The 14227-nt window shown below is 70.0% G+C and carries 14 protein-coding genes; 10 read left to right on the plus strand and 4 right to left on the minus strand.

All coding sequences use genetic code 11. The features are described from left to right. Window positions 1-9: 9 nt before the first annotated feature. The 4 genes from ACTMTF_RS47030 to ACTMTF_RS47045 form a co-directional block, all read right to left on the minus strand. Window positions 10-1662: a gamma-glutamyltransferase family protein gene (locus tag ACTMTF_RS47030; protein ID WP_441116599.1), complete on the minus strand. Its 1653-nt coding sequence runs from the start codon at window positions 1660-1662 to the stop codon at window positions 10-12. Continuing rightward, window positions 1646-2506 (minus strand): polysaccharide deacetylase family protein, encoded by an 861-nt coding sequence (locus tag ACTMTF_RS47035; RefSeq protein WP_441116600.1) that lies wholly within the window; start codon window positions 2504-2506, stop codon window positions 1646-1648. Before ACTMTF_RS47035 ends, ACTMTF_RS47030 begins: the two co-directional genes overlap by 17 nt. After that, entirely contained in the window at window positions 2491-3795 is a 1305-nt protein-coding gene (locus tag ACTMTF_RS47040) for an ABC transporter substrate-binding protein (protein ID WP_441116601.1), read from the minus strand. The genes ACTMTF_RS47035 and ACTMTF_RS47040 overlap by 16 nt, the downstream gene beginning before the upstream one ends. Window positions 3796-4001: 206 nt before the next feature. Then, window positions 4002-4754 (minus strand): SDR family NAD(P)-dependent oxidoreductase, encoded by a 753-nt coding sequence (locus ACTMTF_RS47045; protein WP_441116602.1) that lies wholly within the window; start codon window positions 4752-4754, stop codon window positions 4002-4004. Window positions 4755-4935: 181 nt separating this feature from the next. Between ACTMTF_RS47045 and ACTMTF_RS47050 the strand changes: the two genes are divergently transcribed. From ACTMTF_RS47050 to ACTMTF_RS47095, 10 genes are all read left to right on the plus strand, one after another. Beyond that, complete coding sequence (locus ACTMTF_RS47050) at window positions 4936-6225, plus strand: glutamine synthetase family protein (protein WP_441116603.1); 1290 nt, start codon at window positions 4936-4938, stop codon at window positions 6223-6225. Continuing rightward, on the plus strand, window positions 6215-7405 hold the full coding sequence (locus ACTMTF_RS47055) for an amidohydrolase family protein (protein WP_441116604.1): 1191 nt from the start codon (window positions 6215-6217) through the stop codon (window positions 7403-7405). The genes ACTMTF_RS47050 and ACTMTF_RS47055 overlap by 11 nt, the downstream gene beginning before the upstream one ends. Beyond that, the gene (locus ACTMTF_RS47060) at window positions 7402-8562 is read left to right on the plus strand and encodes a M20 metallopeptidase family protein (protein WP_441116605.1); all 1161 of its coding nucleotides are present in this window, start codon (window positions 7402-7404) and stop codon (window positions 8560-8562) included. Before ACTMTF_RS47055 ends, ACTMTF_RS47060 begins: the two co-directional genes overlap by 4 nt. A 69-nt stretch (window positions 8563-8631) precedes the next feature. Beyond that, window positions 8632-8943, plus strand: coding sequence for a WYL domain-containing protein (locus tag ACTMTF_RS47065; protein WP_441116612.1), 312 nt, complete (start codon window positions 8632-8634; stop codon window positions 8941-8943). Continuing rightward, a complete protein-coding gene (locus tag ACTMTF_RS47070; protein ID WP_441116606.1) occupies window positions 8880-9077 on the plus strand; it encodes a hypothetical protein in 198 nt (65 codons plus the stop codon). Before ACTMTF_RS47065 ends, ACTMTF_RS47070 begins: the two co-directional genes overlap by 64 nt. 87 nt (window positions 9078-9164) lie before the next feature. Beyond that, window positions 9165-10010, plus strand: a complete 846-nt coding sequence (locus tag ACTMTF_RS47075) for a universal stress protein (protein ID WP_441116607.1) — start codon at window positions 9165-9167, stop codon at window positions 10008-10010. Between the two features lie 271 nt (window positions 10011-10281). Continuing rightward, entirely contained in the window at window positions 10282-11136 is an 855-nt protein-coding gene (locus tag ACTMTF_RS47080; protein ID WP_441116608.1) for a helix-turn-helix domain-containing protein, read from the plus strand. A 681-nt stretch (window positions 11137-11817) separates the two neighbouring features. Continuing rightward, window positions 11818-12306 (plus strand): hypothetical protein, encoded by a 489-nt coding sequence (locus ACTMTF_RS47085; protein ID WP_441116609.1) that lies wholly within the window; start codon window positions 11818-11820, stop codon window positions 12304-12306. 375 nt (window positions 12307-12681) lie between these two features. After that, window positions 12682-13560 carry a hypothetical protein gene (locus tag ACTMTF_RS47090; protein WP_441116610.1) on the plus strand — a complete coding sequence of 293 codons (879 nt, stop codon included), beginning with the start codon at window positions 12682-12684 and terminating at the stop codon, window positions 13558-13560. A 394-nt stretch (window positions 13561-13954) separates the two neighbouring features. Next, the coding region (locus tag ACTMTF_RS47095) for a hypothetical protein (protein WP_441116611.1) at window positions 13955-14227 on the plus strand (273 nt) is incomplete at its 3' end.

Consider the following 14227-nt stretch of genomic DNA (forward strand, 5'->3'; position numbering starts at 1 on the left):
ATATCTCCCTCAATCCACTGGTAGGTCTGGTCGGTCGTCGAAGGGCATGCCGACGCCGTACGGCTTCATCCGGTCCACGCCGGGAGCCCAGCCCGCGCCGCCCCGCCGGGCGATGCCGTTCGGGCGGGCGAAGTGCCAGGTGGTGGGCTCCTCCGAGACGACCGCGACTCCGAATCCGGCGGCGGTCAGGTCGGCGGCGGCTCCGGCGTCGCGCCGGTCCAGCCAGACCCGATCGCCCTCGGCGTGCACCCGGGGCGCGGAGATCGCGTCCTGGAGGTCCGCGCCGTCGCGCCAGCGGGCGATGATCTGGGCCACGGCGGAGATGATCCGCCGCCCGCCCGACGCGCCGAGCGTAGCCTCGGCCCCACCGGGACCGGTCAGGATCACCGGGCTGACCGCGCTGAGCCCGGCCGCGCCAGGGGCGACGCTGGCCACCCGGCCGGGGCGGGGGTCGAAGTACATCATCCCGTCGTTGAGCACGATGCCCGTCTCCGGCTCCACCAGGCGGGAGCCGAACAGGTCGAGCACCGTCTGGGTGAGCGACACCGTCATGCCGTCGCCGTCGACGGCCGACAGGTGGGAGGTGCAGCCGGCCCGGCGGGGACCGCCGGGCGCCGCCGGGGAGGAGTTCCGCCCGGACAGCCAGCCGTCCAGCACCTGGCCGGCGTACTCGGGGGTGGCCAGCCGTGCCCACGGCGCCGGCCCGTCCTCGGCCGTGGTGACCTCGCGCAGCCGGTCCTCGAACGCGCGCGACAGCACCCGGGCCCACAGCCGCGGCCCTGGATCGAGGCCCCGTTCGCGGGCGGCCTCGACGAGCAGCAGCGCCTCGGCGACCGAGATCACGCCGGTGGACAGCGGGCCGAACAGCCGCAGCGGGCCGATCGCCACGGGGGAGACCTCCTCCTCCGTCGCCGCGTATCCGGCCAGGTCCCGCTCCGACAGCAGGCCGCCGGCCTCGGTGACGGTCGTGGCGATCGCACGGGCGGCGCGGCCCCGGTAGAAGGCGTCCGCGCCACCGGCGGCGATCTCCCGCAGCACCTCGGCCAGCCGGGGCTGGATCAGCGGGTCGCCTGGCCCCTGCGACGGGCCGCGCAGCGGCAGGCCGCCGGGCAGGAACACCCTGGCGCTGGAGGGGAAGTCACGCAGCAGCCGGGCCTCGCCGCAGATCGCCGACGACGCGAACCAGTTGGTCTCGTGACCCGCCTCGGCCAGCTCGATCGCCGGGGCGAGCACCTGGCCGAGCGGCAGCCGGCCGAACCGGGCGTGCGCCCGGCAGAGCGCGGCGACCGCCCCGGGGACGCCCACCGACAGCGGACCGACGATGTTCGCGTCGCCGCGCACGGCGGGCCAGCCGTACAGGCCGGTGCCGGGCGCGGACGGGAGCACGTCGTACATCTCCGGGTGGGCCAGCCGGGGCGCGCGGATCGGCCCGCTCACCGTGGTCGCGACCGGCGCGCCCGGCTCGCGCACCACCAGCCACGCGCCGCCGCCCAGCCCGCTCATGTACGGCTCGACCACGCCGACGGCGAAGGCGGTGGCGACCGCGGCGTCCACGGCGCTGCCGCCCGCGCGGAGCGTCGACGCTCCGGCGCGGGCGGCCCGAGGATCGGGCGCGGTGACCATCCCGCCGCCGGGACGACCTCGCTCAGCCCTGCCAGGCATCGGCGATCTCGCTCAACGTCGCGAACCACACGTCGCCCGCCGCCAGCATCCGCTCCATCAGCGTCTCCAGCACGAGCAGGTGGTGGGCCCTGCCGATGGTCTGCGGGTGCATGGTCAGCACGTAGACCGCGCCGGGCACCCGCTCATGGGCGTAGCCGAAGATGGTGTTCCAGCGGTCTTCCATGTCGCGGTGCGAGCCGAGTGCCGAGACCCCTGCGACGTACTCCACCGCCGGCCAGTCGTCGAGATACCACGAGACGGGGATCTCGATGATCCGGCTCTCCGGCCCGAACTCGCTGGCCGACTCGTAGTTGACCGTCACCGGCCGCGGCCGGTACGGCTCGAACTCCCGGCCCATCAGCGAGCTGTCCCAGTCGAAGCCGTACTCCTCCAGCAGGCCCAGCGTGGACTCGGAGAAGTCCCACGCGGGGGAGCGGTAGCCGCGCGGCCGGCGGCCGACGACCTGCTCGTGCTGGCGCAGCGAGAGCTCCATGAGCCGCCGCTCCTCGTCGGCGCCCAGGCTGGGGACGACCTCGTGGTAGCAGCCGTGCGCCGCGATCTCGTGCCCGGCCGCCAGGATCTCCTCGATCCGGTGCGGGAACGTCACCAGGTCGTGGCCGGGCGTGGCCCAGGTCGCCGGCAGGCCGTGGCCGCCGAGCAGCTCCAGCAGCCGGGGCACACCCTGCTCGGCGCCGAAGTCGCCGCGTGACAGGTAGGACGGCGAGGTCCGGCCGAGGGTGCCCATCCAGGGGGAGTGGGCGTCGAAGTCGAACGTCAGGGCCACCGCCATCCGCTTGCCGGGCGGCAGCGCCAGAGTGCCGGTCGCCGTCACTTCTTCATCCACGGCGGGAGCTGGAAGGAGCCCGACTTGTACTTCTCGGGGGCGATCAGCACCCGCTTCTGGTCCTGGAACTGGAAGGACTGCAGCGGCACGAAGTCGTCGCCCTGCTTGGCCAGGTGGGTGGCCTGATCGAAGACGATCCGGCCGGACGCCTGCTCGGTGTCGATCTTGCCGATCGCCGCGCCCATCGCGAGGGCGTCGTCGGGGTCGCCGACCTGGCGCAGCGCCTCGGCGTAGATCATCAGCTCGACGTACGTCATCACGCCCTGCGGGTCGACGTTCTCGGTCCCGTACGCGGCCTTCCAGTCCTTCTGCAGCTGGGAGGCGGGGGCGAAGTCCGCCGCGGGCACCAGGCCGGCGAGGTTGTTGAACAGCACGCCCTCGGCCTTGTCCTTGGTCAGCTCGAAGAACTGCGGCTGGTTGGGGCCGTACTGCATGAAGACCAGCGACTGGGAGGGGTTCTGCAGGAACTGCTGCATGAAGCTGGCCTCGTTGGAGACCTGGTAGTCGGTGTTGACGATGAAGTCGGGGTTCGCCGAACGGATCTTGGCGATGATCGTGCCCCAGTCGTTGACCGGGCCGAACGGCACCTTCTCCTCGCCGGCGATCTTCCAGCCCTTCTCCTTGAAGGTCTTGACCAGGCCGTCGGCGATGCTCTCGCTGTAGGGGTTGTCGGAGCGGACGATGAAGGCCGACCTGTCGCGCGGCTTCCACAGGTCCTGCTCGGCCCAGGCCTCCGCCAACTCGACCGGCTCGGTGCCGTAGGCGTCGTAGTTGGGGGTGATGGACCACACGGTCGGGTACTTGGCCGGGTCCTTCTCGATGATCTCCTGGGTCTGCGCGGTGTTGCCGCCGAGCAGGTAGATCTTCTCCGCCGCCGCGAACTCGTCGATCTCGAAGTTGGAGGTCGAGGCGTAGCCGGTGACGACCGCCTTGACCGCCTCGTCGTCCGTGAGGGTCTGCACGCCCTTGGTGACCGCGTCGTTCGACTGGCCCTGCACGTCCACGGTCTTGAGCTTGAACGTGTAGCCGTTGACGCCCCCGCGCTCGTTGAGCTGCTTGACGGCCAGCTCGGCGCCCTGCTGCATGCCCTTGCCGTCGGAGGCGGAGCCGCCGGTCAGCGGGGCGAGCAGACCGATCTGGATCTCCTTGGCGCCGCCGTCTCCGCCATCTTCGGAGGCGGACGTGGTGGAGGACGAGCAGGCGGTGAGCGCCGTCAGGGCGCCCACGACCGCGATGGCGCTGACGGCCCGGAGGGGGGTCCGGGTACGACGGAATGGGGAACGGGCCACGGGTGAAGCCTCTCTGCGTCGGTGAGGGCGAGGGGGCGAACGCACTCAGGAGGTGTGTCGAGGATGGCGTTCCACGCCTGTATCGCGACGTTCTGTCACGTTCGTCATTGAAACGTACGTTGCATCTTGGTGCCAAGAGTAGGTCTGTAAAATGTCTGTTACTCAAATGTGTTCAACGTCGCAGCGTTGAACTGGCAAAATGCCGATCAGCTCGGCGGCAGGGTCGTTCCGGCCAGGAAGCCGCCGTCCACGTCGAAAACACTCCCTGTGACGAACGAGGAATCGGGATCGGCCAGGAAGAGGCAAGCTCGGGCGATCTCGGCCGGCGTGCCCATGCGATGCACCGGCTGCCCGGCGACGAGCGTGGCCACGTACTCGGGGGTCAGCGCGGCGGTCGCCGGCACCTCGATCAGGCCCGGCGCCACGGCGTTGACCGTGATCCCCGACGGCGCCAGCTCCAGCGCCAGCACCTTGGTGAGCATCTCCACCGCGGCCTTCGACGAGCAGTAGTGGGCCGCGCCCACCCGGGCCGACCGGGCCGCGCCCGAGGAGACGTTCACGATCCGCCGGCCGCCCGCCCATCTGCCGGAGGCGCGGGCGAACGCCTGCGAGGTCAGCATCACGCCGCGGACGTTCACCGCATAGACCTCGTCCCACTCGGCGAGGGACAGGTCGAGGAGCGAGGTGTTCGGGTAGATCCCGGCACAGTTGACCAGCGTGTCAAGGCCGCCGTACCGGCTGGTGATCTGCTCGAAGGCGGCCGTCACGGACGCCGGGTCGCGCACGTCGAGTCGCACCGCCTCCGCCCGTGCCGGGTGGGCGGCGTCGAGGTCGGCGACGACGACGGTCGCGCCCGCCGCGTGGAACGCCTCGGCGATGCCCCGGCCGATGCCCTGGGCGCCTCCGGTGACCATGACGACGGCCCCGGAGAACCGGCCAGGAGGAGGTTTTTCCGTCATAGCGACCTTCCCATGGTGTGCGGCAGGAGCATCCGTGACCTGGGGATTTCTCTCCGGTCACGGTAGGTAACATGCATGATAAATTTCATTCCGCTGCCTTGACCGGACATTTGAATCATATGTTTCACTAGGCTCCACCGGTTCGCGAGCGTGCGAACCGGACTGGGAGGAGAGAGTGCCGATGACGACGGGGACCGTCTTTGTGGCGACCTGTGATCTCGCGGGACAGGTTCGGGGGCGAGCGACCCCGGCGGCCCAGCTGGAGCAGACGCTGCGCACCGGTGTGGGCTGGGTCCCCGCCAACCTGGCGCTGAACTGCTTCGGCGAGCTAGCCGAAGAGAACGTCTTCGGCTCGGTGGGCGACCTGCGGCTGATCCCCGACCCCGCGACGGGCATCGACCTGCCGGCCGACGACCGGACGCCCGGCACCCGGCTCTACCTCGCCGACCAGACCGCCCCCGACGGCTCCCGCTGGCCCGGCTGCCCGCGCGGATTCCTCGCCGACGCCCTCGACGACCTCAGGGAGACCGCCGGACTCGAGGTGCACGCCTCCTTCGAGCACGAGTTCATGCTCAAGGGCCAGGGCGACTGGCCGCCGTTCTCGTTCCAGCGGCTACGCGGCGCCGAGCCGTTCGGCACCGACCTGGTCGCGCTGCTGGAAGCGACCGGGCTGGAGCCGGAGAGCTGGCTGCCCGAGTTCGGCGACGGCCAGTTCGAGATCACGCTCCGCCCCGCCACCGGCCTGACCGCCGCCGACCGGGCCGTCCTGCTGCGCGAGCTGGTACGCGACCTCGCCCACCGCCGGGGACACCGGGCCACCTTCGTCCCCATCGCGGACCCCGCCGGCGTCGGCAACGGCGTCCACGTGCACTTCTCGCTCCGGCAGGCCGGCGGCGGCCCGGTCATGTACGACGGCGACGCCCCCGGCAGACTGTCGTCGACCGCGGCCAGGTTCGCCGCCGGCATCCTGCGGCACGCCGGCGCCGTGGTCGCCGTCACCGCGCCCAACCCGTCGTCCTACCTCAGGCTCACCCCGCACCGCTGGAGCGCCGGCGGCGTCTTCCTCGCCGAACGCAACCGGGAGGCCCTGCTGCGCATCGCCCCCACGATCGAGATCGGCGGCGCCGACCCCGCCGCCCAACTGCACCTGGAGTACCGGGCCGCCGACGCCACCGCCAACCCGTGGCTCGTGCTGGGCGTGCTCGTACGGGCAGGACTCGCCGGGCTGGCCGGCGACGAGCCCGCCCGGGTGTGGCCGGAGACCAGCACCGAGGCCGACCTGGCCGGGGAGCCCTCGCTGCCCGGATCCCTGACGGAGGCGCTCGCCGCACTGGAGGCCGACGAGGTCGCCCGCGGCTGGTTCCCGCACGAGCTGCTCCACACGTTCCTCACGGTACGGCGGGCCGAGCTGGCCACCGTCTCCGACCTGCCCACTCACGAGCTCTGCCGGAAGGTCGCGGATGTCTACTGAGAGCAGCACTCTGGAGGCCGCGCTCGCCGAGCTCCCCCTGGTCGACCACCACGTGCACGGAGCCTCCTCCGACGACCTCGACCGGGCCACGTTCGAGACGCTGGTGACCGAGTCGGACCGGCCGATCCCGGCGTACATGACCCAGTTCGACTCCCAGATCGGCTTCGCGATCCGCCGCTGGTGCGCGCCCGTCCTCGGGCTGCCCGCCCACGCCTCGCCCGAGGACTACCTCGCCCGCCGCGCCGAGCTGGGCGCGGCCGAGGTCAACCGGCGGCTGCTGGCCGCGAGTGGCATCGGCCGCTACCTGGTGGAGACCGGCTACCGGGGCGACGACGTGCTCGGCCCCGCCGCGATGGCAGCCGTCTCGGGACGCCCCGCACACGAGGTCGTCCGCCTCGAACGGGTGCTGGAGGAGACCGCCGCCTCCGGGGTCTCGGCCGCCGACCTGCCCGCACGCTTCCGCGAGGAGCTGGCCCGCCGCGTCACGGGCGCGGTGGGGCTGAAGAGCATCATCGCCTACCGGCACGGCTTCGCCTTCGACCCCGAGCCGCCCGGAGACCGGGAGGTCGTCGAGGCCGCGGGCCGCCTGCTGGCCGCCGGTGGGACGAGCGGCGAGTGGCGGGTGGACGACCCCGCGCTGTTGCGCCTCGCCCTGTGGGCAGGCGTGGAGCACGGCCTGCCATTGCAACTGCACGTCGGCTACGGTGACCCTGACGTCGAATTACGGCTGAGCGACCCGCTGCTGCTCACCCGCTGGCTCAAGCTGGTCGAGCCGCACGGCGTGGACGTCATGCTGCTGCACTGCTACCCCTACCACCGCAACGCGGGCTACCTCGCGCAGGTGTTCCCGCACGTCTACTTCGACGTCGGCCTCGGCGTCAACTACACCGGCAGCCGCTCCGACGCCCTGATCGCCGAGTCGCTGGAGCTGGCCCCGTTCGCCAAGATCCTGTTCTCCTCCGACGCCTGGGGGCCCGCCGAGCTGCACTTCCTGGGAGCCCACCTGTTCCGCCGGGGACTCGGCCGGGCGCTGCGCGACTGGATCGACGCCGGGGAGTGGACCGAGGCCGACGCGATCCGGGTGGCGACCATGATCGGCGCCGGCAACGCCCTGCGCGTCTACGGCCTGGAAGAAGACGGCGCGAGCCCGGGCATTCATGACACGGACCACGCCGGATGAGCGCACGTCTCGCCGCGCGACTGCTGCCCGCGCTGGAGAAAGAGCTGCCCGCAGCCGGTGAGCTACGCCGCCGGCTGCACGCCAGCCCCGACCTGTCCGGACAGGAGGGCCCGACCCGCGACCTGGTCCTCACCGAACTGCCCGGCGACGAGGTGCACGAGGTGGCCGGCACCGGCGCGCTGGTCCGCATCGGCGGCCCCGGCCCCGCGATCGGCATCCGGGCCGAGCTGGACGCGCTCGCCGTGACCGAGCTGACCGGCGTCGTCTGGGCCTCCACCCGGCCGGGCCGGATGCACGCCTGCGGGCACGACGTGCACCTCGCCGCCCTGGTCGCGCTCGCCCGCGCCGTCGCCGCCACCCGTGACGCGGTGCCGCTGGTCGCGGTGCTCCAGCCGCGCGAGGAGACCTACCCCTCCGGCGCCCGCGACATCGCCGAGTCACCCCTGCTCGCCGGAGAGCGGCTCACCGCCATCATCGGCGCGCACGTCCAGCCCACGCTGCCCAGCGGCGAGGTCGCCGCCACCCCCGGCACGGTGAACGCCGCCGCCGACGAGTTCACCATCGTCGTCAGCGGCCGCGGCGGCCACGCCGCCTACCCGCACCTGACCAGCGACCCCGTCCTCGCGCTCGCGCACGTCATCGTCGCGCTGCAGCGCGTGGTCAGCCGCGACGTCGACCCGACCAGCTCGGCCGTCCTCGGCGTCTCCACGCTGGCGGCCGGCAGCGCCCCCAACGTCGTCCCGGACGAGGCCTCCGCCAGCGGCACCCTCCGGTCGATGAGCGACGGCGTACGCGAACGGGTGCACGACAGGCTGAGGGAGATCGCCGGGCTCGTCGCGCGGGCGCATGGCTGCGAGGCCACGGTGACCATCACCCACGGCGAGCCCGTCCTGCACAACGACCCCGGCCTCGCCGCCCGTGCCGGCGCCCACCTGGGCATGCTCGGCCTGACCCCCTCTCGCACGCTGCAGTCGTTCGGGGCCGATGACTTCTCCTACCTGTCAGCGGTGCTGCCGGGCCTGATGATGTTCGTCGGGGTGGACGACGGCTCGGCCGCCCGCCTGCACGGCGCCCGCTTCCTCCCCGACGACGACGCCGTACGGAACGTGGCCCGCGCCATGCTGGCCGGCTACCTCGCGGCGGCAGAGGCGATGTAGCGGACGACAGCCCCCAGGTTTCATGGCCTCCCAAAAGGGACATTCAGGGATGCCAACCAGATATGTCGGATCGTCCACCCGCTCGGCGTTGTCGCCAAAGGACCGACGTGGTACCTCGCCACCAACACTGACGCCGGTCGACGGACGTTCCGGATCGACCGCGTGTCATCCGTCGAGCCGACCGACGATCCCGTGCACCGACCCGGCGGGTTCGACCTCGCTGAGAGCTGGAGGGAGATCGCCGACGTAGTCGACCGAAAGCGAACACCCTCGAAGTCCGGGCCGTGTGCACTCCCGAAGGGATCGGCAAGCTCCGAATGGCGCTTGGGGACCGGCTTGAGGTTGGAGGTTCCACGATCGACGGCCGCATCGAGGTCGTGATCCACGGCTACAACGAGTACGCGCTCGCGGGCGAGCTCGCCGGACTGGTCGAATGGCTCGAAGTGACCGACCCACCTGGTGTGCGGGACCACCTCACCTTGATCGGCAACGCGCTCCTCGAGCGATACAGCTGAGACAGCCCCAACGACCCGCCATCCGGGACCTGTTGACCTGGGATATCGCGCCCGGAGGAGGTCAAAATGGGAGAGAAGGGGGTCACCATGTCTGGACTGATCGTTGTAGGTGCCGACGGCTCGGCGGCCGCCACCGCCGCTGTGGCGTGGGCCGCCGATGACGCCCTCAGGATGCGTGCGCCGCTGCGCATCGTTACGGCGGTCCATCGCCGGCCGTATGACGCTTCGAGGCTCGCCGGCCCCGACTTGCACGATGCCCTGACCAAGGCCGGGGACGAAATCCTGGCGCAGGCCGAGGCCACCGTGCGTTCCCGGCAACCGGACGTCGAGGTCACCACCCAGCTCATCGAGGGCAACCCCGTGGCCGTGTTGCGCGACCAGGCCAAGGACGCCACCGAGATCGTCCTCGGCAGCGGAGGGCTCGGCGGGCACACCGGCACGGTGCTCGGTTCGGTGAGCATCCACGTGGCCGGGCACGTGCACTGCCCGGTCGTGGTGGTGTGCCCCGAACAGAATGTCCCGCATCGGGAGATCGTGGTGGGCATCGAGGACTCCGAAGCCGACGACGCCGCACTTGGCTACGGGTTCGAGCAGGCCCGGCTGCGCGGTAGCCGACTGCGTGTGATCCACGCCTGGCAACTGCCGATTCATTCCTCCGGAATCTCCTACGACATGAACGAGGTCCGCGCCGCCCGGACTCAGGCCGTGGTGGACCGGCTCGCCCCGTGGCGCAAGCGGTACCCGCAGGTGCCCAACGTGGAGGATGTGCGCTGCGCCGACCCAGTCGAGGCCCTGGCCGACGCCTCCGCCCATTGCGACCTGATCGTGGTCGGCTCGCACGGGCGCGGTGCCATCCGTTCGATGCTGCTCGGCTCGGTCGGCCGCGGCGTTCTGCACAACGCTTGCTGCGCTGTGGCGGTAGTCCGTACTTAGCTTGTCATTTAGGGTTCCGCTCCCATGAGCACCCACATTCGATCTTGCTGGGCCATCGATGTACCGGATAACGCGCATAAGTGGCGCGGTCGCCGTCCTGGCGAACCCCCAGGTCGCTCCTCTGTGACAGGTGACCACGTACGAGATGACCATCTCTTATCCCGTACCTCGCCCTGTACGCTCCCCGCAGTATCGGCGCCCCTTTGACCGGCAGGAACGCGGGTGAATGTGGTTTTCTGCTGATGTGGGGTCGGCCCCCTACCGGTCCGTCGTGCGTCCGGATACCGTCCTGCGCTGGCACCGCGATCTGCTCAAGCAGCGTCACGCCCGCGCCTGTCGGAACAAGCGGCCGGGGCGCCCGCCCACCGTGCGTTCCATCCGCGTGCTCATCCTGCGGCTGGTCCGGGAGAACCCTGCATGGGGGTACAGGCGCGTGCACGGCGAACTCGCCAACCTCGGCATCAAGATCGCGCCTTCCACCGTCTGGGAGATCCTCAAGCGGGAAGGCATCGATCCCGCTCCCGAGCGGGCATCGACCACGTGGGCGGACTTTCTGCGCTCCCAAGCCGACGCGCTGCTGGCCTGCGACTTTATCGAGACCGTCACTTTGAACGGGCAGCGTCAGTACATTCTGGCCGTCATCGAACACGCCACCAGGCGCGTCCGTGTGCTCGGCACCACCGCCCACCCGACCGCGGCCTGGGTCAGTCAGGCGTTCAAGAATCTCGTGATGGATCTGGAGGACACCGGCTGCCGGGCGCGCTATCTGATCCGAGACCGGGATGGGAAGTTCCCCGCTCTTATGGAGGAGATTCTCGCGGACGCCGGCATCCAAACCGTGCTCACCGGCGTTCGCGTGCCGCGCATGAACGCGGTCATGGAGCGGTCCTGCCGCCGCGAACTCCTGGACCGCTGCCTGCTCTGGAACGAGCGCCACCTGCGGCATGCCCTGCGCGAGTATGAGGAGTCCTACAACGAGCACCGAGCCCATCAAGCCTTGGCTCAGGCGGCTCCGTTACGTCCCGTCCCGGATCCGATCAACGATCCGGCCAGAATCGTCAACCTTAACGTACGCCGACGAGACCGGCTCGGCGGAGTCCTCCACGAATACTCACATGCCGCTTGAACTGCACGGACGGAGTTTTCGGCAGGCACAGGGCCGGGGTGGCTCACTACCTCGGCCAAAAGCGGCTTTGCCAGCGCTTGGACAGGTCTGCGATCAAGGCGGACGCGGCCCGCCCGCCGGCCCTTCCACCGGGCACTTCCCTTGACCTTCTGGCGGGTCTGGCTTTATCTGCCAGGCTCGGGCGGTTCGCAACCGCCCGCGCAAAGCGGTGCATTCGCCCCACGCTGTTCGCCCGCTGGCGTGCCGGACGCGTGCCGAAGAGCACGTGACGAGCATGAACTCGGCCATCTTCGCCTCTCAGAGACGAGTCGAGAATCGAGAAAGCCCAGGTCGGATGGGGTGTTGAGTGGTAGGGCGCCCGGGGCTCGAACCCGGAACCTACGGATTAAAAGTCGGTTCGATCAGGGCTGCTGAGTGCCGTGGGATGACGCTTTCTTTCGCTCTGTCCGCGATTATCCCCATCATCGTGCCGGGAAGTGGCGATGGATGCCGCGCTGTATCGCGTACACGCGAGCAACCACCGAGCAACCATGCGTTCTTGACCATCGCCATCATGTGTCATTTTGTCCCCCACTCGGCACGGCTGTGCAGAGCCAGGACTTCGTGACGAGACCCGAGCCCCACGGCAGATCGAACGCGTGCGAGCAGTCATCGGCAGGCGACGTGCGTCTGCTCGCCAAGATGACTTGTAGTCGCTACGGAAGCGATGCAAAGACTCTGGCGGCGGCCTGCCTGCTCGTCCCGCTCGCCGCCTGCACCTCCGCTCCCGCTCCTGCTCCTGCTTCCGCTTCCGTCCGGCCGTCGCCGATAGCCGTTCCGGAGACGCCTGCTGGCGTACAGCGCTATCACGCCACCGAGTTACGGCCTGGCGACTGCATCGACCCGATCCCCCAGAACTTCGAGGTGACCGTCGTCCCGTGCGACGTGCCGCACGTGGCGGAGTTCGCCGCCACCTACGTGCTGCCCGATGGGCCGTTCCCGGGGGCGGACATGCGCCGCCTCGTGGAGAACGGATGCCTGCCCCGGATGCGTATCAAGGACGACAAACGCGATGCGGTCGCGTTGCTGGGGTTCGGGCCGACGGCAGCCGACTGGCCCCGCTACAGGACCGTGTACTGCCTGGCCATGTCCGTGGACTGGGAAAGGACGACGGGCAGGGTGGTCAAGTAGCCGGGTAATGGATCATCCGCGGGGTGGCCTGCTGATCAGCCCGGCCAGCTCCACCGGCTTGGTGATCACCGGCCCAGTGGCCTGCTCACCGCCGACACGTCAGTGCTGCTGCAGCTCTATACGAGAGAGCTCGGGTCACCGCCCGGCTTGTCCTCAATGCAGTTCGCAAGACCGCGCGTGAGGTGAACAACGTGCGCTCTGGTACGTGACCCGAGTTGGGTCCGCGAGCGCGACGCAGGTGCAGTGGCTGATCAGTCGCCATCGTCGAGCACCCTTCAGTTCGGGAGCTGAAAGGTGCCATACAGCGACTCCCGGGAGCCCTTGTCCACCCACGACCGTGTACGGCCGTGGCTTCGGAGCTCTAGCCTGGCTGGCATGAGCGGCGGGCATGCGCACTACGTGATCGTGGACGATGCGGGTCACCGCGTGTGGTCACGCAACCGGGGCGCCAGGACTCTCTACCACGACGTCCTCACGGGCCCGGACCACATGATCGCGTTTGTCCACGATCAGGAGGGCGGGCACCACGACTTCTGGATGAACGCGGTCTGGTGGCAGGGGGTGGCGCTGCTCGACCTCCGTGAGCGCCATCTGCTCGTCCATACCGTTGAGCACATTCCTGGGCGCGATCGCAGGACCTCGCTGCTGGAGGTCCGCGCATGGCTGAGGCTCGTCGTGTCCGCCTGGCCGGGCTGGCGGGTGACGTGGGCGTCGCGGGGGTTGCACGAAATAATGGATCACCTGGGCTTGCCGTACGACACCGTGCTCTACTTGGGCGAGTCGCTGGACCTGCCGCCTGCCTGGGCTCTGGCTCCCACGGAGGACGACGACGACCTGTCGATTGTCGCCGAGGCCGTTATCGCCGTGCGCAGCGACGACGGGCGCCTGTCCTTCGGAGGTGTGTGGAGCACCGGACTGGACGTCCCGCTGCTCGCCGGTCCCGAACGGCTCCTGTCCCCCCAGGACGAGGCCTGGCCGTTCGCGGCGCTGGACGCCGTTCCCTGGAGCGGCGCCTACGTGGACGCCCCGAACCGGACGCTGGACTGGTGGTCGCTCGACTGCTCCCTTGATCCGCGTGAATTGGCTGCCCGGTGGGCCGGCTGGCGGCTGACCAGCCACGAGGACCGTTTCGAGGACGTGGCCAGGCTCGTCGGCCCCGAACTCGTGCTCGACGTGGGCACCGACGAGGAAGCTTTCGAGCGGGTGGCCACCTGGTTCGACGCGAGTGCCGGCCCCGCCGGGTGGACGCCGTGACCGGCCTGTGGGTGCCCGAAACTCGGCCGTTGGGGCTGACCTGGGGTTTGGTGTTCTCGTTCTGGGGGGCATGATCGCTGTTCATGGCACTGAGGTTGCTTTACCTGATCTTCGTCCGGCTCGCGGGTTGGCTGGTGCTGGCTCGCTCGCAGCAGTCGAAGGACGCGGAGATCCTGGTCTTGCGTCATCAGCTCGCGGTGTTGCGTCGGCAGGTGGCAAGGCCTCGGCCGTCGTGGGCGGATCGGGCGGTGATCAGCGCGCTGGCGCGTCTGCTGTCTCCAGCAGGTTGCGGGTGCCGAGAATTCATCCGTGCAGGTCGCAGCACTGTCTGGCGATCATGCAATTCGCGTCTGGAGGTCGCGGGGCCACACCGGAAACGGGATGATGATCTATCGTGCTGAGCCTGGCCTCCCTCGCCGTCACGAACACCTTCTCGTTCATGCGGCTCCTACCGATGGCCGATCGTGACAAGGAGATCGAGATCCTGGCGCTCCGGCAGCAGCTGATGGTCTTACAGCGGCAGGTGGCCAAACCCATATTCACTCCGGAGGACCGATTTCTGCTCTCAGGACTGCTCCACCGTCTGCCCATGGACAAGCTGCGGCAGTTGGTGCTGCTGGTCCGCCCGGACACTCTCATGCGCTGGCATCGCGACCTGCTCAGGCGT

The organism is Nonomuraea sp. ZG12 (assembly GCF_052068115.1).
In the GTDB taxonomy this organism is placed as follows: Bacteria; Actinomycetota; Actinomycetes; order Streptosporangiales; family Streptosporangiaceae; genus Nonomuraea.

Bases quoted from the DNA above. Each gene is read 5' to 3' on its own strand.
- ACTMTF_RS47070 (WP_441116606.1), top strand. From the start codon at position 8,880: ATGGCGCTTGGGGACCGGCTTGAGGTTGGAGGTTCCACGATCGACGGC.
- ACTMTF_RS47030 (WP_441116599.1), bottom strand. From the start codon at position 1,662: ATGCCTGGCAGGGCTGAGCGAGGTCGTCCCGGCGGCGGGATGGTCACC.
- ACTMTF_RS47050 (WP_441116603.1), top strand. From the start codon at position 4,936: ATGACGACGGGGACCGTCTTTGTGGCGACCTGTGATCTCGCGGGACAG.
- ACTMTF_RS47075 (WP_441116607.1), top strand. From the start codon at position 9,165: ATGTCTGGACTGATCGTTGTAGGTGCCGACGGCTCGGCGGCCGCCACC.
- ACTMTF_RS47090 (WP_441116610.1), top strand. From the start codon at position 12,682: ATGAGCGGCGGGCATGCGCACTACGTGATCGTGGACGATGCGGGTCAC.
- ACTMTF_RS47060 (WP_441116605.1), top strand. From the start codon at position 7,402: ATGAGCGCACGTCTCGCCGCGCGACTGCTGCCCGCGCTGGAGAAAGAG.
- ACTMTF_RS47045 (WP_441116602.1), bottom strand. From the start codon at position 4,754: ATGACGGAAAAACCTCCTCCTGGCCGGTTCTCCGGGGCCGTCGTCATG.
- ACTMTF_RS47085 (WP_441116609.1), top strand. From the start codon at position 11,818: ATGACTTGTAGTCGCTACGGAAGCGATGCAAAGACTCTGGCGGCGGCC.
- ACTMTF_RS47055 (WP_441116604.1), top strand. From the start codon at position 6,215: ATGTCTACTGAGAGCAGCACTCTGGAGGCCGCGCTCGCCGAGCTCCCC.